Source organism: Streptomyces sp. RLA012, assembly GCF_056270325.1.
Window position 1 is genome coordinate 668211 of sequence record NZ_JBWDPA010000002.1, and the last position, 21565, is coordinate 689775.

21 protein-coding genes are annotated in these 21565 nt (G+C 68.7%); 5 read left to right on the plus strand and 16 right to left on the minus strand.

Translation table 11 applies throughout. The features are described 5' to 3' along the window. Nucleotides 1–86: 86 nt before the first annotated feature. From RV986_RS03345 to RV986_RS03365, 5 genes are all read right to left on the minus strand, one after another. Nucleotides 87–1907, minus strand: coding sequence for an alpha-galactosidase D (locus RV986_RS03345; protein WP_475915938.1), 1821 nt, complete (start codon nt 1905–1907; stop codon nt 87–89). Between the two features lie 39 nt (nt 1908–1946). Continuing rightward, entirely contained in the window at nt 1947–2852 is a 906-nt protein-coding gene (locus RV986_RS03350) for a carbohydrate ABC transporter permease (RefSeq protein ID WP_475924169.1), read from the minus strand. An 8-nt stretch (nt 2853–2860) separates the two neighbouring features. Further along, on the minus strand, nt 2861–3808 hold the full coding sequence (locus RV986_RS03355; RefSeq protein WP_475915939.1) for a carbohydrate ABC transporter permease: 948 nt from the start codon (nt 3806–3808) through the stop codon (nt 2861–2863). A gap of 26 nt (nt 3809–3834) precedes the next feature. Then, nucleotides 3835–5148, minus strand: coding sequence for an ABC transporter substrate-binding protein (locus tag RV986_RS03360; RefSeq protein ID WP_475915940.1), 1314 nt, complete (start codon nt 5146–5148; stop codon nt 3835–3837). Nucleotides 5149–5366: 218 nt separating this feature from the next. Then, nucleotides 5367–6545, minus strand: a complete 1179-nt coding sequence (locus RV986_RS03365) for an ROK family protein (RefSeq protein ID WP_475915941.1) — start codon at nt 6543–6545, stop codon at nt 5367–5369. Between the two features lie 183 nt (nt 6546–6728). Between RV986_RS03365 and RV986_RS03370 the strand changes: the two genes are divergently transcribed. Next, the gene (locus RV986_RS03370; RefSeq protein WP_475915942.1) at nt 6729–8837 is read left to right on the plus strand and encodes an alpha-galactosidase; all 2109 of its coding nucleotides are present in this window, start codon (nt 6729–6731) and stop codon (nt 8835–8837) included. 57 nt (nt 8838–8894) lie between these two features. Here the strand turns inward: RV986_RS03370 and RV986_RS03375 are convergent, their stop codons facing one another. Together RV986_RS03375 and RV986_RS03380 are read right to left on the minus strand one after the other, a co-directional pair. Next, nucleotides 8895–9533, minus strand: a complete 639-nt coding sequence (locus tag RV986_RS03375; protein WP_475915943.1) for a hypothetical protein — start codon at nt 9531–9533, stop codon at nt 8895–8897. Between the two features lie 316 nt (nt 9534–9849). Further along, nucleotides 9850–10857 (minus strand): alpha/beta fold hydrolase, encoded by a 1008-nt coding sequence (locus RV986_RS03380; protein WP_475915944.1) that lies wholly within the window; start codon nt 10855–10857, stop codon nt 9850–9852. Between the two features lie 751 nt (nt 10858–11608). Between RV986_RS03380 and RV986_RS03385 the strand changes: the two genes are divergently transcribed. The 3 genes from RV986_RS03385 to RV986_RS03395 all read left to right on the plus strand — a co-directional run bounded on the left by RV986_RS03385 (nt 11609) and on the right by RV986_RS03395 (nt 14670). Continuing rightward, nucleotides 11609–12358, plus strand: a complete 750-nt coding sequence (locus RV986_RS03385) for an SDR family NAD(P)-dependent oxidoreductase (protein ID WP_475915945.1) — start codon at nt 11609–11611, stop codon at nt 12356–12358. Between the two features lie 161 nt (nt 12359–12519). Beyond that, complete coding sequence (locus RV986_RS03390) at nt 12520–13419, plus strand: LysR family transcriptional regulator (RefSeq protein WP_475915946.1); 900 nt, start codon at nt 12520–12522, stop codon at nt 13417–13419. A gap of 972 nt (nt 13420–14391) precedes the next feature. Further along, a complete protein-coding gene (locus RV986_RS03395) occupies nt 14392–14670 on the plus strand; it encodes an SDR family NAD(P)-dependent oxidoreductase (RefSeq protein WP_475915947.1) in 279 nt (92 codons plus the stop codon). On the opposite strand, the gene RV986_RS03400 is transcribed toward RV986_RS03395, so the two are convergent. The 5 genes from RV986_RS03400 to RV986_RS03420 all read right to left on the minus strand — a co-directional run bounded on the left by RV986_RS03400 (nt 14646) and on the right by RV986_RS03420 (nt 18278). After that, on the minus strand, nt 14646–15887 hold the full coding sequence (locus tag RV986_RS03400; RefSeq protein WP_475915948.1) for a cytochrome P450: 1242 nt from the start codon (nt 15885–15887) through the stop codon (nt 14646–14648). The genes RV986_RS03395 and RV986_RS03400 overlap by 25 nt on opposite strands. A 322-nt stretch (nt 15888–16209) precedes the next feature. Further along, on the minus strand, nt 16210–16491 hold the full coding sequence (locus RV986_RS03405; RefSeq protein WP_475915949.1) for a hypothetical protein: 282 nt from the start codon (nt 16489–16491) through the stop codon (nt 16210–16212). 221 nt (nt 16492–16712) lie between these two features. Beyond that, nucleotides 16713–16907: a ferredoxin gene (locus tag RV986_RS03410; protein ID WP_475915950.1), complete on the minus strand. Its 195-nt coding sequence runs from the start codon at nt 16905–16907 to the stop codon at nt 16713–16715. Nucleotides 16908–17456: 549 nt separating this feature from the next. Continuing rightward, the gene (locus tag RV986_RS03415; protein WP_475915951.1) at nt 17457–17855 is read right to left on the minus strand and encodes a nuclear transport factor 2 family protein; all 399 of its coding nucleotides are present in this window, start codon (nt 17853–17855) and stop codon (nt 17457–17459) included. A 24-nt stretch (nt 17856–17879) separates the two neighbouring features. Continuing rightward, nucleotides 17880–18278 (minus strand): YybH family protein, encoded by a 399-nt coding sequence (locus RV986_RS03420; protein ID WP_475915952.1) that lies wholly within the window; start codon nt 18276–18278, stop codon nt 17880–17882. A 26-nt stretch (nt 18279–18304) separates the two neighbouring features. Between RV986_RS03420 and RV986_RS03425 the strand changes: the two genes are divergently transcribed. After that, nucleotides 18305–18616 carry a hypothetical protein gene (locus RV986_RS03425; RefSeq protein ID WP_475915953.1) on the plus strand — a complete coding sequence of 104 codons (312 nt, stop codon included), beginning with the start codon at nt 18305–18307 and terminating at the stop codon, nt 18614–18616. Nucleotides 18617–18891: 275 nt separating this feature from the next. Here RV986_RS03425 and RV986_RS03430 read toward each other — a convergent pair whose 3' ends face one another. The 4 genes from RV986_RS03430 to RV986_RS03445 form a co-directional block, all read right to left on the minus strand. After that, a complete protein-coding gene (locus RV986_RS03430; protein ID WP_475915954.1) occupies nt 18892–19263 on the minus strand; it encodes a hypothetical protein in 372 nt (123 codons plus the stop codon). A 530-nt stretch (nt 19264–19793) separates the two neighbouring features. Further along, entirely contained in the window at nt 19794–20207 is a 414-nt protein-coding gene (locus tag RV986_RS03435) for a hypothetical protein (protein WP_475915955.1), read from the minus strand. Between the two features lie 112 nt (nt 20208–20319). Beyond that, on the minus strand, nt 20320–21015 hold the full coding sequence (locus tag RV986_RS03440) for a TetR/AcrR family transcriptional regulator (protein ID WP_475915956.1): 696 nt from the start codon (nt 21013–21015) through the stop codon (nt 20320–20322). 230 nt (nt 21016–21245) lie between these two features. Continuing rightward, nucleotides 21246–21545: a hypothetical protein gene (locus RV986_RS03445; protein WP_475915957.1), complete on the minus strand. Its 300-nt coding sequence runs from the start codon at nt 21543–21545 to the stop codon at nt 21246–21248. Nucleotides 21546–21565 lie beyond the last annotated feature (20 nt).

A 21565-nucleotide genomic window follows, 5' to 3' on the forward strand; every position in this document is an offset into this window, starting at 1 on the left:
GTGCGGGAACGACGGCTGCGGACCGTCGGCGTGGGGCCGGTTCCCGCGGGGCCCGGGTCGTGTCACCGGGCCCCGCGGGAAGCAGGTCAGACGGACTGCGGAACGACAACCCTGTCGATGTCGGGTGCGTATCCGCTGCCACTGTCGAAGGTGATGGTGTTGGAGCCCGCCTTCAGGGCCAGCTGGACGCTGACCGTCTCGGCCGTGCCCCAGTCGCCCGTGGAGGGGAACTTCAGGCTGGTGCCGCTACCGCTGTTGGAGAGGACGGTCACGGAGCGGGGGTCGCCGCTGACGTAGGCGACCTTGACGGTGTAGATCCCGTCCTTCTTCACCGTGATGTCGTTGATCGTCACCTTGCCGCCCGTGTAGAGGTTGCCGACCTTCTTGCCGCCGGAGCAGGCGTCGCATCCGGCGACGGAAGCGTTGCCCGACAGGGTGTTGGCCGCGGCCTCGGCCTCGTAGCTCGTGGTCGTCAGCGTGCCGCCGCCGGGCTTGACGGTGAACAACCGCGAGCCGTGCGCGGGCAGCGCCTCAGTGATCTTGTTCTTGTAGGTCCCGAGGTTCGCCTTGTTCCACAGGTCGCGCACGGAGGCGTTGCCGGTGAATCCGAGGGAGGCCCACTGGGCGGTGACGGAAGCCGGGGAGTCACCGAGGTTGAACAGGGCGACGGTGTAGCTGCCGTCGGCGTTCTTGGTGCCCCAGACCTGCTGGTCGCCCACCGGGGTGAGCGGACGCGCGACGGGCGAGTCGCTCTGGTCGACGGCGATGACTTCCTTGTTGGTGAGCAGGGAAACGCCGTAGCTGTCCAGCTTGGTGATGTCGTCACCGGTGAACAGGGGCGACTTGTTGATGGCCCACAGGGTCATGTAGCTCTGCCGTTCGGCCTTGGTGAGGCCGTCCATCTCGCCGTTGCCGACGTCGATGGCGTCGAGGTCGTTCCAGCCGCCCGGGCCTGCCTTCCTGCTCCACGCCGGGGCGTCGTCCCACCGGTCGTTGACCGAGTTGTCCCAGGTGACCAGGGTGTTGCAGTAGCACTCGACGTCGGTGTCGATGCGCCAGCCGTTGGAGTACTGCTTCCAGTCGGCGGCGTGGCCGATGTCGAGCGACCAGGAGAGCTCCAGATGGATCGGGCGCCCCGCGGCGGTGATGGCCTTCTGCCAGGCGGCGACGTCGGCGACGTTGTTGTAGTTGTCACCGGACTTGAACGAGCCCGGGCCCACGCCGTCCAGCTTGAGGAAGTCGTAGCCCCAGTCGGCGAACTGCTGCGCCTGCGAGTCGATGTACTTCTGCGCGCAGGGGTTGTCGAAGTTCAGCTTGTAGGCGCTGTCCCAGCCGTTGGTGGTGCGCAGGTCCGAGTAGACGATGTCGGCGGTGGTGCAGCCGGAGGCGTTCCAGATCGGCGTCTTGCCGTCGCCGTACGCCCCCTTCTCCAGGCCGACGGGCAGGTAGATGCCGGCCTTGAGGCCCTTGGAGTGGATGTGGTCGGCGACCGACTTCATGCCGTGGGGGAAACGGACCGGGTCGGGCGTCTGCCGGCCGTACTGGTCGAAGCCGGACTTCCAGGCCTTGTCCATCCACCACCCGGCGTCGATGTTGACATGGTCGTAGCCGTACTTCTTCAGCTTGGCGGCGAGGGCGTCCGTCTGCTTCAGGACGTTCGCCTCGGTGAGGTAGCTGTAGTCGCCGTCCGGGTTGAGGCCCGGGTACTTGGACGACTGCATGCTCCAGCTCGACCAGCCCATGTACGGCTTGGCGGCGACGGTCTCAGCAGTGGGAGTGTCCGCCTCAGCTGCGGGGACGGCCGTGGCCATGGCCGCGGTGAGGGCAAGGACGAGGACGGCTCTCATGGAACGACGGCCGGAGCGCGGGGCGGCTTCGGGCATGACGGAGTACGAGGGTGACCGCATGGGTCGTGCCTCCTGTGGGTTCAGGGTGGGAGGGGCGGCTCAGCCCTTGCCCGACCCGATGGTGAGTCCGCTGATGAACTGGCGCTGGAGCGCGAAGTAGACCAGCAGGGTGGGGATCGCCGTCATCAGGGCACCGGCCGCGATGAGGTTCGGGTTGGTGAAGTACTGGCCCTGGAGGTTGGCCAGGGCGGAGGTGATGGGGCGCTTGTCGCCGGTCTCGATCAGTGCCAGCGGCCAGAAGAAGTCGTTGTAGATCCAGATCGATTCGAGGGTCGCGAGGGCCGCGAACGCGGGGCGGCACAGCGGCAGGATGATCTGGAAGAACTGCCGCCAGACGGGGGCGCCGTCCACGAGGGCCGCCTCGGAGATCTCCTTGGGGATCGTCCTCATGTAGTTGCTGAGGACGAAGGTGCAGAACCCGGACTGGTAGGCGATGTGGATGGCGATGATGCCCCAGGCCGAGTTGTAGAGCAGGAGCGAGTCGCTCATCCACTGCGGGAGCGGGATCAGGAGGTAGAGGCGGTACAGGGGAGTGATCAGCACTTGCGCGGGGAGCAGGTTGCCCGCGGTGAAGAGCATCAGCAGGACGATGTTCCAGCGGAAGTCGAAGCGGGAGACGAAGAAGGCGACGGCCGCCGAGAACAGCAGGGTGCCGAGGACCGACGGGACGGTGATGAGGACGGAGTTCCAGAAGAAGTGCGGCATCCCGGACTGCTGCCAGGCGTCGGCGAAGTTGCCCAGGCTCAGGCTGTGCGGCCAGGAGAGATAGCCGTGCTTCGCGGTGTCCGAGTAGGGGCGCAGCGAGGTGTACACGGCCCAGAGGAACGGGACGAGCCAGAGCAGGGCGATGCCGCCGAGCATCAGATGGCGGCCGGTCTGGCGGCGGGGCCCGGTGGGGGTCTTGCGGGTCCGGGGCTCGCGCAGTCGGGAGGGCGGCCGCGTCATGGTCGTGGTCACTGCTCCTCCTTGCGGAAGGTCTGGACGAGGAAGATCCCGATGGCGGCCAGGGAGACCAGGAGCAGGACGACCGCGAGGGCGGAGCCGTAACCGATGTGGCTGGACTCGCCGATGATGTTGTCGGTGATGAGGAGGGACAGCAGTTCCATGCCGGGTTTGCTGCCGACGCCGCCGCCGAGGACGTACACGATGTCGAAGGCCCGCAGGGACTCCATGACGGTGACGACCAGGATGATGATGTTGACCGGTTTCAGCGCGGGGAAGACCACCCGCAGGAAGGTCTGGCGGCCGTTCGCCCCGTCCAGGGCGGCGGCCTCCTTGAGTGCCGGGTCGAAGCCCTTCAGGCCGGCCAGGTAGAGGATCATGATGTAGCCGGTGTGCCGCCAGCCGGAGGCGACGAGGACGGCCCACAGGTTGAGGTCGGGGTTGCCGAGCCAGTCGACGTGGTGGCCCGAACCTGCCGCGTTCAGGATGCCGTTGAGGAGTCCGGTGTCGGGGTTGTAGATGATCTCCCAGATGAAGCCGACGACGGCCAGGGAGAGCACCATCGGCAGGAAGATCGCGGTCTGGTAGATCCTGGTGAAACGAATCTTCCGGTCGAGCTGGTAGGCCAGGAAGATGCCGAACGGGGTGGGCAGCAGCGCCGTGAACAGCAGCCAGATCACGTTGTGCCGCACCGCGGGCCAGAACGGCGGGTAGTTGGTGAAGATCTCCTTGTAGTTGTCCAGACCGATCCAGTGGATGTCGGACAGGTCGATGCCGTCCCAGGTGGTGAACGACAGTCCCAGGGAGGCCAGTGCGGGCAGCCAGACGAAGAAGAGCAGGGCGGCGAGCGGGATGCCGATGACGACCGTCAGGAAGAGCCGGTCGCCGGGGCCGAGTCGGCGGGCGCGGGGGCGACGGGTGTTTCGCCGTACGGGAGGGGTGACGGGCGCGGAGGACACGGTGGGGGAGACCTTTCCGGGCCCGGTCAGGCCGTGAAGAAACGCGAGCGCTGGGATTCGATCTTCTTCAGCGCACCCGAGCCGTCGTCGGGGTGGCCGAGCCACTCGGTCAGGCCCGGAAGTACGACGGTGGAGATGAAGCCGGGGTCGCTGTCACGGTCCGCGAACTGGCTGATGTGCTTGGCGGAGCCGATGAGCGCGGCGGACTTCTTCTGCAGCGCGTTGTACGAGTCGGTCTTCACCTGCTGATTGACGGCGAGGTTGCTCGGGTCGACGCCCATGTACAGCTCTTCGGCGTGGGCGCCGCCGAGGAACTCCAGGAACTTCTTGGCGCCGGTCTCGTTCTTGGGCCGCCGGCTGAGCATGAAGCCGTCGGTGGGGGCCTCCACGGCGTCCTGGCCGTGGGCGGCGTCGATCTCGGGGAAGGGGAAGAAGTCGATGTCGGCGCGTATCTTCTCGTCGCTGATCTGCTGGCCGAGGAAGAGTCCGATGACGGCCATGCCGGACTTCTTGTCGAGCAGGGACTGCGCGGCGTCCTGCCAGGAGCGGCCGCCGCCGCCCTGCTGGTAGTAGGGGCTCAGTTCACGCCACCGGTCGAGGGTCGCGACGGTGCGCTTGTCGGTCCAGGAGACCTTGCCGCGCATCAACTCCATGTGGAAGTCGTAGCCGTTGGTCCGCAGGTTGAGGTAGTCGAAGGCGCCGAGGATGCTCCAGGTGTCACCGCCGCCGTATCCGGACGCGATCGGGGCGAGGCCGTCCTTCTTCATCTGCTTGGCCAGCGCGACGAACTCGCCCCACTTCTGCGGGACTTGGTAGCCGCGTTCCGCGAAGAGACTCTTCCGGTAGAAGACGGCCCACGGGTAGTTGTAGAGCGGCACGAAGTAGTACGTGCCGTCCTCCGCGCGAGAGAGTTGCTTGGTGGCCTCGCTGAAGCCGGCGCCGATCTTGTCCCAGACGTCGTCGAGCGGGCTGCACAGCTTCTTCTTGGCGAAGTACTGCATGCGATAGCCGGCGAACCAGGTGAAGACGTCGTCCGGGGTGCCCTGCAGATAGGTGGAGATGCTCTTCTGGAAGGTGTCGTGGTCGACGGTGTTCGTCTTCACCGTCAGACCGCTGTCCTGACCGAAGCCCTTGGTCAGGGCCGCGTAGGCGGACTTGGGGGTGGCGTCGGCTCCGTTCGAACCGAAGGTGACCGTCTTGGGATCGGTCCCCGCTCCCCCGCCGCAGGCGGTCAGTACCGGCGCGGCCAGTGCGGCGGCGCCGAGTCCGAACAGTCCGCCGACGACTCTGCGGCGGCCCGGGTCTCGCGCAGCCAGGGGGTTGCGGCTCTGCTGCGTCATCGTTGCTCCTCACGCTGTCAGTACAGGTCTGATCTTCCGTGCGTGCATGCGCTTCAATGCGTGTCTGGGAATTCGGTGGATGTCGGGTACTTCAGTGAATGTCGGGAACTTCGGCGGGTGTCCCGGGATTCGGCGGACGTCCGGGGCTTCAGTGGGTGTCAGGAACTTCGGCGGGTGTCCCGGGATTCGGCGGACGTCCGGGGCTTCAGTGGGTGTTCTCAGCGCGTGTCCGGTGTGATGAAGGACTGGATCGCGGTGGCCGCCGCCCCGCGCGCCCACTCCTCGAAGGGCAGCGGGCGGGTCTGCACGTCGCAGCGCGCGGCCGAGCCGAAGGCGGCCTCGGCGAACGTGTCACGGATCTGCTCGGCGAACAGGTCGTAGGCGGCCAGGCCCTCGCCGGAGATGATCACGCGCTCGGGGCCGAAGAGGTTGGCCACGGTCGCGATCCCCCGGCCGATCGCCGCTCCCGCCCGGGCGTACACCTCCCGCGCTCCGGGGTCGCCCCGGTGCGCGAGGTCCAGGGCCTCGACGGCGTCGGCGACGGGCACCCCGGTGACCTCCCGGACCTGGCCGGCGATCGCGGAGTCCGAGGCGATCGCCTCGACACAGCCGCGGTTGCCGCAGTGGCAGAGGGGACCGGACGGATCGATCGCCACATGCCCGATCTCACCGGCCACACCGTGCGCCCCCGCCACCACCTGCCCGTGCACCACCAGACCGCAGCCGATGCCAGCGCCGACGGTCACCACCGCGAAGTCGGACAGCCCCACCCCGGCCCCGAACCACTGCTCGGCCACGGTCAGCGCCCGTACGTCGTTGTCGAGGGTGACCGGCAGCCCAGTGGTAGTCGCGGCCAGCTCGGCCAGGGGAACGTCACGCCACTCCAGGAAGGGCGAGTAGCGCACCACCCCGGCCGCCCGGTCCACATCACCGGAGACGGCGATGCCGAGCCCCCGGATCTGCACCCCGAAACCGTCGGCCTCCGTCAGCAGTTCCTGGACGAGCCCCGCGGTGGCGGCCAGCACCGCCCCGGGCGCGCGGGAGGTCAGCGGAACGCGCCGGGCGACCCTGATGCGACAGCACAAATCGGTGAGCACGGCGATGAGTTCGTCGGCCGTCACCTTGATCCCCAGGAACAGCGCTCTCCCGCCGTCGACCCGCACCGGGTTGGCGGGCCGCCCGAGGACGGGCTGCCGCGCGTCCTCGGCGAGGTCCTCCACGAGGTAGCCGGCCTCGATCAGCGGCCGGACCGCCTTGGTGACCGCCGCCGCCGACAGCTGCGTCCGCCCCGCTATCTCCGACCGGGTGAGCGGGCCGTGGGACAGCACGGTGGTGAAGATCTGGGAAGCGGCCGGCGTATGGGCCGGGAACGCCTCGGTGGGAGAGGTCGAGCGCATGGCCGGAACCTAAGGGTCTTATTTTCTGCTGTCAATGAAAGAAGCAGGATTCTCTTGAGGATGGTCTACGAGGTACCTGTGACCTACGAATCCCAGTATGCGATCAGGCATTGACACGTGTTCCAAGGTCGAGGTTGGCTTTCTCTTGTCTCGTACGTGAGCACCACCTGAACGCGAGGATCCATGTCGCCGATCTCCTTCGCCCCGGACACCGGGGTTTGGCTGCTGTCCACACCGCGCACCTCGTACGCGCTGCGGATCGACGAGACCGGAGCGCCCTGCCATGTCGCGTGGGGCCCACGACTGACCCTGCCGGAGGCCGAGAGCCTCGCCGTCCCGTCCGCGCCCGACGCCAGCAGTTTCGAGGGCAGGCCGCCGGTCGGGGAGGAGCTGCCGGTCGACGGCGGCACGCGCTACGGACCGCCGTCCCTGCAGATCCGCTTCGCGGACGGGTCCCGCGCCTTCGAATGGCAGCCGGACGGCCATCACATCGACGCGGGCGAGCTGACGCTGTCGTTCCGCGACCGCCGCCACCCCCTGCGGGTGGCACTCCACTACCGCGTGCACGAGGACACGGACGTCATCGAGCGCTGGACCGTCGTCCGCAACGACGGCGACGAGCCGGTCACCCTGCTGCGCGCCGACTCCGCCGCCTGGACCCTGCCTCCGCTGCGGGACTACCGGCTCAGCCATGTCACCGGACAGTGGTCCGCCGAGAGTCAGCTGCGCCGCGACCGACTGCCGTACGGCGAGACGGTGTTGACCAGCCGCCGTGGAATCACCAGCCACCACGCGAACCCATGGGTGATGCTCGACGCCGGTGAGGCGACGGAGGAGCACGGCCGGGTGTGGAGCGCCGCCCTCGCCTGGAGCGGGAGCTGGCGCGTCACCGTACAGCGCACCCCCGACGGGCGGGCTGGATTCACCGGCGGCCTCGGCCAGGACGGTACGGCCGTGCCGCTCGCGCCGGGCGAGGAGTTCACCACTCCCCCGTTCGTCGGCCTGTGCACCGACGGCGGTTTCGGCGCGGCCAGCCGCGCCTGGCACGCGTACGTCCGCGCGCACGTGCTGCCGCACCCGGACGAGGTCGCGCCGGTGCTCTACAACTCCTGGGAGGCGACCGGGTTCGACGTCGAGGAAGTGGGGCAGAAGGCGCTTGCCGAACGGGCCGCGGCGCTCGGCGTGGAGCTTTACGTCGTCGACGACGGCTGGTTCGGAGCGCGCCGCAGCGACCGCGCGGGGCTCGGCGACTGGACACCGGCGCCCGACCGTTTCCCGGACGGGCTCGCACCGCTGGTCCGCACGGTGCACGGGCTCGGGATGCGCTTCGGTCTCTGGGTGGAGCCCGAGATGGTGAACCCCGACAGCGACCTCTACCGCGAGCACCCCGACTGGGTGCTGCACTTCCCCGGCCGCCCCCGCTCCGAGCTGCGCAATCAGCTGGTCCTCAACTTCGCCCGCCGCGATGTGGCCGACTGGGCCCACGGCTGGCTGACCCGGCTGGTCGGCGACCACGGTATCGACTTCCTCAAATGGGACATGAACCGCGCGTTCAGCGAGGCGGGCTGGCCCGAGCGGCAGGACGGCGCCGACCGTCTGGGCCCCGAGTACGTGCGCAACCTCTACGACGTCGTCGACCGTCTCCGCGCGGACCATCCGGGGCTGCGGATCGAGTCCTGCAGCGGTGGCGGTGGCCGGGTCGACCTGGGCATTCTGGCCCGTACGGACCAGGCGTGGGCGTCCGACAACACCGACGCCGCCGACCGCATGGGGATCCAGCAGGGCTACGGCCAGGTCTACCCGGCACGCACGATGGGCGCGTGGGTGACGGACGTACCCAACCAGCTCACCGGCCGCACGGTCCCGCTGCGGTTCCGCTTCCATGTCGCGATGGCCGGAGCGCTGGGCATCGGGGGCGATCTCACCCACTGGTCCGAGGAGGAACTGCAGGAGGGGGCCGCCCTGGTCGCCGAGTACAAGAAGGTGCGCCATCTGGTGCAGCACGGCAGGCTGGACCGGCTGTCGCCGCCCGCCGAGGACTCCGTCTGCGTGGTGCAGTACACCGCCGCGGACGCCTCGGAAACCCTGCTGCTCGCCGCGCGGCGCGTGTCCCGCCACGGCGCCCCGCGACTGCCGGTCCGGCTGCGCGGCCTGACCCCGGGGAGCGGCTACCGCGACACCCGGACCGGCGTCGTGCACCACTCGACCGCGCTGAGCGAGTACGGGCTCACGTTCGACCTGCCGCCGGGCGACTGGTCCAGCACGGCGGTGCACCTCGTCCGGGAGGACTGACGCTCCGTCAACGTATGGGTGGGCGCCCGCTGTTGCTCTTCTCCGTCGGGCGTCCCGTCAGTACCGCTGGGCCTTGGTCAGGCGGGGGATCAGCGGGGGGTCGGCGGCCTGTCTGCTGATGGCGATGGGCTGGGCGCGCTTGCCCGGCTCAAGGTCCTGCGCCCCCACGTACCGGGTCTCCACGACCTTGCCGTCGGCGTTCTTGAAGTCGATCTGCACGGCGTACGAGGCCTTGTGGTCGGTCCTGTTGGTGATGGTGACGAGGACCGCGAGCAGACCGCCCGTCCGCGACCTGGGCATGCCGGTCATGGCGACCTCGGACATCGCGTTGCCGGAGCCCTGCACCTTCTTGAGCTCCGCCTGCGCCGCGGCGCTCGCGCGGGCGGTGTCGGCCGAGACGGACGCCTCGAACTCCGATGCGGCGGCGGACATCGAGGAGGCCGCCGCCGAGGCCGAGGCCCGGGCGGAACCGATGATCGAGGAGGCGGCCGACGCCAGGGCGGACGGCGGTGTTCCGCTGAACGAGGACGTGTCCGGCGGAGTGGCGCGCGGGGTGACGGAGGTACCGCCGCCGTTGTCGCCGCTGTTCGTGCTGCATGACACCAGCACCGCGCCGCAGGTCAGGGCGGCCAGGAGGACCGCGCTCGCGCGGCTGCGGGCGGCCCGCGGCGGGCCCCCCTGGGTGCGTCTGCTCATGGAGCTCGTCCTCTTCCTCGTCCTGTTCGTGATCCTGATCCTGTTCCTGATCCTGTTCCTGTTCCTGCTGGTCCGGAACCCCGTCCACGGGCCTCCCTCATGCTCCGCGCCCGGCTACGCCGCCGCGATCGGTAGTGACCCGTTGGGGTGCCCTGACCTGGCGAAACCACGGAGGCGGCGTGCGCGGCGCTGCAGGAATGGGCGCGCGTCGCGGAAAGGATGGGCGCACGTCACGGAAAGGATGGGCGCGCGTCGCGGAACAGCGTCGGTAGATTGGTTGACCCCAGGTGGGCCGGCCACCGCAGCCCCGTTCCCGTCAGTGCGTGCGGCGGCGCAGTCGGCGGCCGAGGAGAACGACCGCAGAGCCGGCGGCCAGGGATGCGGCCGCGATGCCGCCGAGGGTGATCGCCTCTGTGCCGCGCCCCGCGGTGCCGGTGTTCGCGAGCGTCGGGCTGGCAGGATCGGTGGCGGCGGCGTTGTTCGTCGCGGTGGCGGTGGCGGTGGCGGCCTGGACGATCAGGTCGGCGACGGCGTCGGGGCGGGCGATGAGGGACACGTGGCAGGTGTCGATCTCCACGGTGTGGGAGTGGGCGCGCTTGGCCTCGAAGCGCTCCTGCTCCGGGTTGATGGTCATGTCCTGCCGGCCGACGAGGGCCCAGGACGGGATGTCTTTCCAGGCCGCGACCTTGGCCTTCTCCGAGAACGCGGTGGCGGCCGCGGGCCGCTGGGTGGCCGCCAGCAGGTTCGCCTCGCTGCCCGGCAGACAGGCGGCGAAGACCGGGTGCACCTTGTCGCGCTTGAGGTACAGGTCGGTTCCGCTGACGCCGCCCGCCTGGTACGGAACGGACGTGGTGGCGGTGCCGAGGGCGCTGGGGAACCGGGTGGCCAACGACATGCCGCTCTCACCCACGTCCGGCATCAGCGCCGAGACGTAGACCAGGGACTTGACCTGGGGATTGCCGGCTGCGGCCGTACTGATCACGGCTCCGCCGTAGGAGTGGCCGGCCAGTACGACGGGGCCCTTGACGCTCTTGAGCACGGAGGCGATGTAGGCAGAGTCGCTGTACAGCCCGCGCAGCGGATTGGCCGGGGCCATGACCGTGTAGCCGCTGCGTTCGAGCCGTTCGATCACCCCGTTCCAGCTGGAGCCATCGGCGAAGGCGCCGTGCACCAGCACGATGGTGGGCTTCGCACCGCCTGTGCCACCGTTCGCGACTGCCGGGGCCGTCGTGACCATGCCCAAGGCGGCAACGGCGCACCCCACCGCCGCGATGTGGAGACGCCGTGTGTGGCGTCGTATGCCATGCACCGAAGATGCCGTCATGTCGTTCTCGCTTCCTCTTGAGGCCTTCGGCTCATCAGCGTTCACGCGTACGTGCCGTCGAGCCCGCCGATCTGGTGCAATCGGGTGAAACCGGTGCGGCATCGGAGTGACAGCGGGCATATTGCGCTGGTCGAGGCGGTCGTCATCCGCGGGAAGCGCCCGCTCGCAGTGACGGACGCAGCGAGGCATGGAGACAGGAGCCTGCACGAAATGGGTGACCCCTTACGGGGGGGGAAGCCTCGGCAGACCGCTGTGACACACGCTCCACGCCTCTTCGAAGGTGCGCCGATGCACCGTTTCCCGCCCGCAGCCGAAGTGGACCCGCAGGCGGTGAAAACCCCTTGATCACCCAACGTCGGTGAAAGTCTACCGGCGCGGAAAACTGCGCTGAGATCCATTTCCTCCACGTCGGTGTGCCCTTCGGAGTCCGGCATGACTCCTCTCCTTCGATTCCGCGATTCCTCGTCGTCGAAATAGGCGCCTCTGCGGTCTGATGGACGTACATCTCTCCCCCCCTACCAGGCGGGCCTGGTGTCAGCCCGAGAAGCTGCCACGACACGGTTCGGCTTATGGCTGCCAAAAGTATTCGCGATCGAGGCTGGAAATTCCCTGATCAGGTCAGTAATTGAGGCGATTGGGCGGCGCGGGGGCTCGGGTTGCCCGAATGCGGAAAGCGTCTGAGAGTAGGTACCAAAGCTTCGAACCTGGTGGGTGCGGGGTCGCCTCGGCCCCCCGTGGAAAGGTGCCTCTTGTGCAGTTCGAGAATCAGACCGCTCTCGTCACCGGCAGCACGTCCGGCATCGGCCGTGAGACGGCTCTGTTGCTGGCTCAGGGCGGCGCGTTCGTCATTGTCTCCGGCCGTAACGCCGCCAAGGGCGCGGAGACCGTCGCGGCCATCGAGGCGGCCGGTGGCAAGGCCAGGTTCATCGCGGCAGACCTCAGCGATCTGGATTCGGTCCGGCGCCTCGCTGACGAGGCCGGTGAGGTGGACGTCCTGGTCAACAACGCCGGCGCCTACCCGTTCGCGCCCACGCTGGAGCAGGGCCTGGACACGTTCGAGACCATGCTTCGGACCAACGTGCGCGGCACGTACTTCCTCACCCAGGCGCTGGTGGCGAAGATGGCGGCCAAGGGGTCCGGCAGTGTCGTGAGTGTCACCACGATCGCCGGTCTGGCCGGGATGGCCGGCACGTCCGTCTACGGCGCGTCGAAGGCGGCCGTGGACTCGTTCACACGCGCCTGGGCCGTCGAGTTCGGCAGCCGTGGAGTGCGCTTCAACGCGGTCGCCCCCGGCCACACGAACACCGACAACGTGGCGGACATGGTCGGCCAGGAGGACTTCGAGGCGCTGGGGGCGAGGGTGCCGCTGGGGCGCCTGGGCTCGGCACGTGAGATCGCCGAAGCCATCGTCTTCCTTGCCTCGCCCCGTGGCGCCTACATCACCGGCGTCACCCTCCCGGTGGACGGCGGCTTCATGGCCCTGGGCCTCGCCGACCATTAGGCGACCAAGGTCGCGAGGCCATGGCGGGGCGCCGCGACCGGCGGCCCGCCTGGCCTCGTTCACCCGCCTGTCCAGCAGTCCGCGCCTCAGATCATGGGGGCCATAAGCGGAGCCTGTGGACGCTTGTGGATGTGGCGCTCTCGTCGTGGTGCGATGGGTTCATGGACCTGCGGGAGTTGCATTCCTTCGTGGCAGTGGTCGAGGAGCGCGGCTTCTCGGCCGCGGCCCGGCGGCTGCACGTCAGCCAGCCGGCGCTGTCCCAGACGGTCAGCGGTCTGGAGCGGGAGCTCAGGGTCAGGCTGCTGGTGCGCAGCAGTACCGGTGTGCGGCCCACGGACGCCGGCGCCGCCCTGCTCGGGGAGGCCCGTGCGCTGCTCTCCCGGCGGGATCAGGCGGTGCGGACGATGGCGCGGTACGCCGACGGGGGCGGAGGGGTAGTGCGGATCGGCGTCCCGCTGGAGTTCCCGTCGCGCCTGCTGAATCCCGCGCTCACCGAGCTGGCCGAGGCCTGTTCCGACACCCGGGTACGGGCCCGGCACTTGTCCACGTCCGAGCAGCTGGCCGCGCTGCACATCGGCGAGCTCGATGTGGGGCTACTGCGAGAACGTCCGGCCGGGCAGGAGTTCGACGCGATGCTGGTCAACAGGGAACGGCTCGGCGTGCTGCTGGCCGCGGAGCAGACCGCCGAGCCGGCCGGGCCGGACGGGATCGCACTGGACGCGCTGGCCGGGCTGGAGTGGGTGGCTTTCCCTCGTTCGGACAGCCCTGCCTGGTACGACGAGCTGACGGCGATCCTGCGCAGCCACGGTCTTGACCTGGGAGCACAGGCGCCGCAGGGGCAGCGGCTGATCGCGGAGGTGAAGCTGGCGGCCGTCAGTGCCGGGCGGGCCTTCGCATTTGCTCCGCCTGACTGGTCGCAGCCCATTCCCGAGGGTGTGGCGTGGTCGCCGCTGCTCGGCCACCCTCTCGTGCGCCGGACATGGGCGGTGTGGCCGGCGCATTCACGGCGGCAGGATCTGGGACGCCTGATCGCCGCGTTCGAGCAGCCCTCCACCGGCTGATCCCCACGGCGGCGAGGAGGACGACGGCGCGTCCGGGCGGAGCGGGCGGTCGGACGGCGGGGCGACCACCGTCGACGGGCAGGACCGCCCGCGCCCTGCGCGAAGCTCGCCTCGTCGTCGGCCGGATACGCGACCGCCGCCGCGATCTGGCAGCGGATGCCGACCGTCCGGCAGACGCCTGGGCGGCCAGGTTCTGCAGGTCCTCCCCGGCCTGAGCGGTGGTCTGCCCGGGAACCCGAGCGCGGCCGCGATGGTGCTCACGTTGACGATCGCTCCGCCGCCGCGGTCGGCCATACCCGAGGCGAGCTCGGCCACCAGGCAGAACGGGGCGTTGACGTCGAGCGCGTACACGGCATCGTCGCCGAACCGCGGCGCCCGGTGCAGGGCGGCGTCGCTGAGACCGCCGATCCACATCTGAGGCCCGCCAGGGTACGGGGCCGCACGCCCATGACAGCCTCCACGTAGCCGTACGAACCGCCCCGTGCAGGTGACCGGCTCGGTCCCCGAACTCCTCCGGGTTCCGCCGGTGCCGGTACCTGGGCCGGTGCCTGGGCCGGTGCCTGGGCCGGGCACGAAGCGTCCGCAGGAGCGGCTCCAGGGATTCACCAAGCTGCGCAGTGCTCTTTATCAGCGCACTCCTGGCTATTCGGCCGGGCAACTCCGTGCGGTCGGCCGAACGGAGCAGCAGGGCGCTTTTCTGAATGCTCGGCCGCGGTCAATCCCGGTTGCCGCATCCGGCTTGTGCCGATTGGCAGATTGCCCAGTCATCAGGCGGCGGGGGTTATACCGGTCATTGCGATGGCGTATAGCGGTCGCGGAATCCGGCGGAAGGAGCGGACGCTATATCTCTCGCACATCCGACCGGGTGGCGTGGCATGACACCCGGTCGGAAAAGTAGGCACCGGTTTCGAACGCCGGGCCCCTATCGGCCATATGACAAATTCCAATAGGGAGTGGACGAGAACGATGGGAATGTTGGACGGCAAGGTTGCTCTGATCACCGGGGGAACGTCCGGAATCGGCCGGGTCAGCGCGCTTCCGTTCGCGCAGGAGGGCGCGAAGGTGGCGTTCACCGGGCGCCGGGAGGATGCGGGCCGGGAAGTGGTCGAGGGGATCACGCGGGATGGCGGCGAGGCGCTGTTCATCAAGTCCGACGCCACGGACTTCGGTGGCGCGCGGAAAGGACGTCAGCGCGCCTCACGCCCGCCCTCGTGGCGCGCGCCGGGTCACCAGGCGACGGGCAGCTCGTAGATGCCGTAGGCCTGCGAGTCCTCCTTGAACTTCAGCTCGGAGACGTCGGCCGCCAGCCGCAGACTCGGGATCCGGCGGAACAACGTGCTGAAGACGACGTGGAGTTCGATACGGGCCAACTGTTGGCCGATGCACTGGTGCGGGCCCCAGCTGAACGCCATGTGGTGCGCTGCCTTGCGCGCGAGATCGAGCCTCTCGGGCTCCGGGAACGCCTCCGGGTCCCAGTTGGCCGCCGGCAGGGCCGCGATGACACCCTCCCCCGCGCGGATCACCTCGCCGTCGATCTCGATGTCCTCGACGACCGCCCGCCTGGCGAGCAGGTGCGGGATGGTCAGGTAGCGCAGTAGCTCCTCGACGGCGTTGGCCACGAACTTCGGGTCACCGCTGTTCTCGCGCAGGGCGGCGACCTGGTCCGGATTCTCCAGCAGCAGGGCGGTCCCCAGGGTGATCATGTTGGCACTGGTGTCGTGACCGGCGACGAGCAGGATGTGACCGAGCGGGACGGCCTCCGCCATCGTCAGGTCACCCTCCTTGACGCGTTCGGCCAGGTCGGAGAGGACGTCCTCAGCCGGGTTGTCCATCTTGGCCTCGATGAGCCCGCCGATGTACTCGCGCAGCACCCTTGTGGTCTCGGCCGCGGCCTCGGGAGTCATATAGCGGGCATTGGTGACCCCGGCGTGCTTCTGGAAGAACTCGTGGTCCTCGTACGGCACTCCGAGCAGCGCGCAGATCATCAGCGACGGCAGCGGAAGCGAGAGCGCCTCGTTCAGCTCGGTCGGATTCGGGCCCGCCAGCATCTTGTCGATGAGGTCGTCGGTGATCTGCTGGATCTCCGGGCGCAGCTTCTCCATCCGGTGGCGGGTGAACGAACTCGTCAGCATCCGGCGCCAGCGCTGGTGCTCGGGACCGTCCGTGTTGTTGATCGACGGCTGCATCTCCGCCGCGTGCGCCTTCATCGACGCGGTGGTGTGCGGGTACCCGGGCGCCCCGATGTTGGCACTCAGTCGCGGGTCGGCCAGGAGCTGACGCTGAGCCGCATGGGTCGTGGCGACCCATGGAGTGCTGCCGTCCCACGTCTCGACCCTGCGCACCGACGGGCCCGCGTCGTGCAGCGCGAGCAGACCCGGCGGCGGTGCGAACGGGCACTCCGCCGCACGGGGCGACGGGTACTTCGGAATCTCCTCGGTCACACCGGCACCGGTCACCTTCTCGGCCATGGTCCGCACTCCTCTTCCTGGACTTCTTCGTCAGACGGCTACGAGCCGCGCGCTCGTCATGACATCGGAGGGATTCCCCGACTCCCTCGCCCGGCCCCGGTCGTCGGCAGCCGCCGCGACACAGCCCTCACATGTCATTCGCGGCGCCTGGCTGGCGACATCGCGATGCGCACGCCAGGAATCTTACGTCGACCGATCGGTACAATCAATGGATTCGCAGGGGCACGTCCGAGCGGCACGGGTGCTAGGGAACCGCCGTGGTCGTCGTCGGCGAGACCACCGAGGTCGAGGTGACACGCAGTCACGTCATAGCGACACGCAGTCATTTGGAGCGTTGTAGAGGTGACCTCAAGGAAGGGACCCTCAACGCCGTCACCGAAGCCAAGGCGAAGGGGTGGGCCACCGAACTGCAAGCCCGGGTCGTCGCCGTCAGGCCTCCAACTGCGCGGAGGGTACGGCAACCGCCCTGGTGCACATGGCCCGGAGTTGAGCCGCCGAAGAAGCGCGCGAAAGCGCCGGCGCCCGCCGCGTAGATCTCCCCGTCGACCGGGCAGTCCTCGTGCACGACGTAGGCCACGATCAGCGACACCGCCTCGGAGGGCATCCCGCCTCCTGCACGGCAGCCACCGCGGCGGCCTCGTCCTCGATACCCCCCATCCGCACCCCCCATCCGCGTCACCGCGGCCGGGGCTATCACGTTCACCTTGATCCCGTGCGGTTCGCCCGACACCTTCGCACTGCGGGCCGGCCCGATACGCGGTGCCGGAACGGTGGGACAGCCAGGTCGCGATGCCACGGCCGCCCTGCCCCTCTGCGACCGCGCCGTCACTCCTCGATGCGGGTGGCGAGTGCGGGGCACACGGCCACGGCGGTGTGCACGTCGTCGGCCAGCTCCGTCGGCGGATTCTCGTCCAGCAGGATGACGATGCCGTCTTCTTCGCGCTGGTCGAACACGTCCGCGGAGGCGGCCACGCACTGCCCGGCAGCGACGCATTTCTCCTCGTCGATGACAACCTTCACAAAGACCTCTCCGGTCCCGCACCGCGAGCGAAGCCCCCTGGGGAGCGAGCACTGTCGCGACCGCCCTGGCCGATACCGCGAGCGCCGCCGACGACGGCGACCTTGCTCTCCCACGACATGCGAACTCCTCGTCTCGCGTGATGCCACGCGACGGTCCCCAAACCGGCCATGCCGACGCGGCCGGCGATACCTGCCCGCGCGTTCCACCCGACACCCGGATGGGCGTCGCCGCCGTCCGACGGGGAGGGCCTCTTGACCGGCATTCCGCGCGGCTGTCGCAGCCGGGAAGCCTACATATCCGGCCGCCTGGTGGATGACTTCGGCGATCTCGTCCGTGGTGAGGCCAGTCACGGACCCACAGGGCGCCCCACACACTGGTCAGACCGATCTCGACAAGCTCCTCCCCGAGGCACCGGTCCCGCAGATCGATGGCTCCGTCGGGGAAGACGGACGGAAACTCCAGGAACCGATCCAGGAGGTCCGGTGACGCTCGGCCGGCCCCGGGGCCGGCCGAGCGTCGTTCTGGTTCACCGACGGGCCCGGAGGACGTCACGGCAAGAAGGTGGTGACCCTTCGCTGGAATCGCCACTCACCGCCGCGCCACCGGAATACGTCGTCGTAACGGCCGACCAGCCGCACCGCCCAGCCAGACTCGTCACGCTGGAAGAAGGCCAGATTGCTGACCGCCGTCGCCTCGTCGTCGGTCGACGACGTGACAACGGTGTTCCCCACGAAGTGCAACTGCGGTTGCGTCGGCGAGAAGTTGGCATACCCGGCCCGTATCGCGTCGTGCCCCTCGAACGTGCCGACACCGGTGATCTCTGCGACGCCGTCGGGCCAGAACAACTCGACGATGTCATCGACACGGTCGGCGTCCAGCGCCTGTGCGTAGGCTGCGACGGCAGCCTGTACGGAGACAGCGAGCGAGGCCTCAGCAGATGTGGTCACAACGGCTCCCGGAGAGTTGGTCGGTCATACCTGGTAGGTGGTGTTCCTGCGCTGGAAGAGCCACTTCCCGTCGTGCCATCGCAGGGTGTCGACGTAGCGGCCGGTGATCTGCACTCCCCAGGCGGACTCGCCCCGCTGCAGGAAGACGACGTCGCTCAGCGCCGTCGCGTCGCCCTCACCGGACGAAGTGACCACCGTGTTGCTGACCAGGTGGAGCTGGGGTTTCGTGGGCTCCCACCCCTTGAAGGCCTGATGGATCGCCTCGCGCCCCTCGATGGCCTCGATCCCCGGCACCTCCAGGACGGCGTCGGGCATGTACAGCGCGACGATCTCATCGGTCAGGCCGGCGTCCTGCGCCTGGGTGTGTGCGCCGATGGTGGCGCGGACCCCCGCGACAACCTCGGCGTACGAGGTTTCACTCATTCGTTCCTCCAGGTACTGACGGTTACTTGTACCTCACGGTCTATCGTATTTCGACCATCCAGTCCATTACTCAAACCGAGAACGCCCCAGTGGTCACTGCAAAGCAACGAGGCATTTCATTGACCGAACGGTACAAAGCCAATATCATGGCGGCGACATTCGGCAGGGACGTCGACAGAGGAGGCGTTTATCATGACGAAGCGTCGGAAGCCGAGGCCGCCGGGATCGACATGGGGGACTGGGGCGATCACGACGAGTTGGGCCGCATCAACCTGTTGACGCCCCCGAAGGCACCGCAGGGGTACGCGAGGTCGAGCACGGCATCAGCTTCAGCCTGAGCCGTCCGCTCGACCATCCGGGCGGTTCGGCCATGAACCAGCGGTGGTAACCGCCGATTCTGCGACCGACTGAGGATCTCGACCACAACCAGGACGTCTTCCACAACGTCGTCGCAAGCAAGCAAGCGGATCGACCCATCTCTGACCGACGTGTGGTCGGACGACGTGGTCACTCTGTGGCTGCGGTACTCGACCGAGTGGGATTCCCTCGCCCACCGGGGCGCCGAATTCGACGCGGACGCGGACAGTGTCGCCGAACCCGTCCACTCCAACGGCTACCGCCGGACACCGACCTCGTCGGACCGCGGGAGAACGCCAAAGGGGATGGCAGCGGCAGCCTCAGCTGTGCCCGCCACCTCGGCCTGGAGCACGTGGCGGAGCACGGCGTCCAGGGACGCGGTGTCCTTATCGACATCGCCCGCCACCTCGGCACCGGCTACCAGCCGGTCGACTTCAAGCAGCTCCAGGACATCATGGCCGCGGACAACGCCGGTGGAAGGCGTGGGCCTCACGAAGGCACAGGGCCCCCGCACCCTGCTGCCCATCCACCATCCGTGCCCATCCACCATCCGTGCCTGTTCAAGCTCGGCGTCCCGCTCGGCGAGCTGTGCTACCGCAACGACCTGACCGCCTGGCTGCGCGAGCACAACCGCACCCGCTCCCGGCTCACCGCTCCCCCGCTCAGCCTCCCCGGGCCCCAAGGCAGCCCCGTCCGCCTCCCACAGCACAGCCCATGGCGCCCGAAGGCACACGCGGGTCTCGGTTCAAGCGGCACGTCCCGCTCGGAGAAGATCAGTTCGGCGTACTCGTCGTCCACGGCCGCTGCGACCGGTGCGGATTGTCGAGGCCACCGTGCGGCCCACCCGGGAAGAAGAAGTTCGGAAGGCCCACGGTCATGACACCGAGGCAGGAGCGCGGGGCGTCCGCCCAGTATCCGGTCGGCTGGAGACCGTCCCGGCCCCGCACTCCAAGCCGCTTCAGCGTGCCGGCGTGAGGGTCGTACGAGATGAAGTTCGACGCCGAACCCGCCCGGGGATTCGACCGTCCCCGGCCTGGGCGGCACGGCAGGCAGGTGCATGCCGAAGGGAGACAGGCGTGCGGTTCAGCTGGTCATGGGCCTCGTGCTGCCCGGTACCGGACCGCTGACAGCGGCCCGCACGGACGGATCCGTCATGGATCAGCCCGTCGCCTGCATCACGGTAGGCGTCAACACTCCGCTCCGGGGGGGGATCGGGAGAACGCCTGTGGTGGCCACGAGAAAACGGGCGCGGTACTCGCCGGCATCGCTGGTCACGACCAACCATGTCCCGGACGGTTCGTCGAAGACGGCCGAGTCGACCCTGGCGCCGAGTTCGATGTCCCGACGCAAGTCGTGGCGGTCGACCAGGTGGTTCAGGCAGCGCTCGATCTCGGGTTGCCCGACGCCCTCCCCCGGCCACTTCCACTCCGCCCCCAGCTCAGCGGAGAAGAAGCACCCGCGGACGCTGCTCTCCGCCTCGAAGCACATCTCGAAGCACGTCTCGAAGCACGTCTCGAAGGAGCAGTTCCAAGACCAGAGCCTGCCGACCCCCAGGCCGACCTCCAGCAGCACCGCGGAAAAGCCCTCCGCCCGGGCACGGTCGAGCTGATAGATGCCCGGCCCACAGCAGACCGAGAGCAACGGGCTCGACGCGCTGCCGATGTGCGTCCACAGACGGTCGACGTCATCCCTTCCGGAAGTCCGGCAGCGGTTCGGGGGTAGCGGTCTGCCTCTTGGCGAGGAGCTCACTCATGCGGCTCTCAAGGTCGTCGAACCGACGGCCGGGGCTGGCGAAACCCAGGAAGAGAGTCGCGCAGTACGCACGGGAGAGGAACTCGGCATCCCACTCACCACCGGGATTGATCCACTGGTACGTGTGGTTGTGCATGTTCAGGAACTGCAGCGTGGCGAGTCGCGGATCGAGCTTGCGGAACAATCCCTCGTCCATCGCGGCGACGATCAGTCGCTGAACGACATCCTCGAACTCGCTGCGCTGGCTCAGCAGACGCGTGCGGTTGACTCCGTGCAGGTTGCGGTAGTCGTGCTCGTAGACCCAGACATGATCCAGCCGGGCCAGGATGTTCTCCAGCAGCGTCAGCGACAACATCCGGAGCCGGATCAGCGGGTCCTCGTCCAAGGCGGCTATCCGGTGCACATTGGTGAGCATGGGGCGCATGACCCGGTCCTGGATCTCGACGAGCAACTGCTCCTTCGAGCCGATGTAGTAGTACAGCGCACCCCTGGCCAGCCCGACGACATCGCCCACCTCAGCGATGCCCGTGGCGGCGTAGCCCTTCTTGGCGAACAGCGCGGCCGCCTTGTCGATGATCTCCTGCCGCTTGATCTCGTACCCCGGCCCATGCCCTGGTGGTCTCGCCATAACTCAGCAGTTTAGGGCCTGCGTGTCTGCGCGCGGCCAGCGGTCGGGATCTTGGAAGCACGCTGCCGACCCGCCGGGACGTGCGACGTCCCGGCGGCTGCTCGCCGGACGCTCACACCGCGGCACCGCACGAGTCCGGGCGCGCCCGGCCCCCGACCGTACGAGCCACCGATACCGGCACGCCATTTGGACCGAGAGGATGTCTCACGTCATGCGTGGTCCGTGAGCGATCATGAGCGGTTGTGGGTGCTGATCTGTAACCCGATCCGGCATTCGATGCGGTGGCGGACCTTGTACCGCTCCCGGTCGAAGCCCTGTGGGTGTCCGCCGGCGGAACCGCGCCGCAGCCGGTGCCCGGCCTGGTCGCGCTTTTCCGGGATGGTGTGCGGGATTCGGCGGCGCCGCAGGTGAGCGAGGGCGGGGCGGGAGGAGCAGGAGCGGTCGGCAAGGACATGGTCGGGGGTGAATCTCAACAGGCGGAAGACCGGGGCGAGTCGGGAATGAAGCCGCAGCGGCTGCGTGTTGAGCATGGCCGACCGACTCTCCTCCC

Bases quoted from the DNA above. Each gene is read 5' to 3' on its own strand.
- RV986_RS03345 (WP_475915938.1), bottom strand. From the start codon at position 1,907: ATGCGGTCACCCTCGTACTCCGTCATGCCCGAAGCCGCCCCGCGCTCC.
- RV986_RS03350 (WP_475924169.1), bottom strand. From the start codon at position 2,852: ATGACGCGGCCGCCCTCCCGACTGCGCGAGCCCCGGACCCGCAAGACC.
- RV986_RS03360 (WP_475915940.1), bottom strand. From the start codon at position 5,148: ATGACGCAGCAGAGCCGCAACCCCCTGGCTGCGCGAGACCCGGGCCGC.
- RV986_RS03365 (WP_475915941.1), bottom strand. From the start codon at position 6,545: ATGCGCTCGACCTCTCCCACCGAGGCGTTCCCGGCCCATACGCCGGCC.
- RV986_RS03370 (WP_475915942.1), top strand. From the start codon at position 6,729: ATGTCGCCGATCTCCTTCGCCCCGGACACCGGGGTTTGGCTGCTGTCC.
- RV986_RS03375 (WP_475915943.1), bottom strand. From the start codon at position 9,533: ATGAGCAGACGCACCCAGGGGGGCCCGCCGCGGGCCGCCCGCAGCCGC.
- RV986_RS03380 (WP_475915944.1), bottom strand. From the start codon at position 10,857: ATGACGGCATCTTCGGTGCATGGCATACGACGCCACACACGGCGTCTC.
- RV986_RS03390 (WP_475915946.1), top strand. From the start codon at position 12,520: ATGGACCTGCGGGAGTTGCATTCCTTCGTGGCAGTGGTCGAGGAGCGC.
- RV986_RS03395 (WP_475915947.1), top strand. From the start codon at position 14,392: ATGTTGGACGGCAAGGTTGCTCTGATCACCGGGGGAACGTCCGGAATC.
- RV986_RS03400 (WP_475915948.1), bottom strand. From the start codon at position 15,887: ATGGCCGAGAAGGTGACCGGTGCCGGTGTGACCGAGGAGATTCCGAAG.
- RV986_RS03405 (WP_475915949.1), bottom strand. From the start codon at position 16,491: ATGCCCTCCGAGGCGGTGTCGCTGATCGTGGCCTACGTCGTGCACGAG.
- RV986_RS03420 (WP_475915952.1), bottom strand. From the start codon at position 18,278: ATGAGTGAAACCTCGTACGCCGAGGTTGTCGCGGGGGTCCGCGCCACC.
- RV986_RS03440 (WP_475915956.1), bottom strand. From the start codon at position 21,015: ATGGCGAGACCACCAGGGCATGGGCCGGGGTACGAGATCAAGCGGCAG.
- RV986_RS03445 (WP_475915957.1), bottom strand. From the start codon at position 21,545: ATGCTCAACACGCAGCCGCTGCGGCTTCATTCCCGACTCGCCCCGGTC.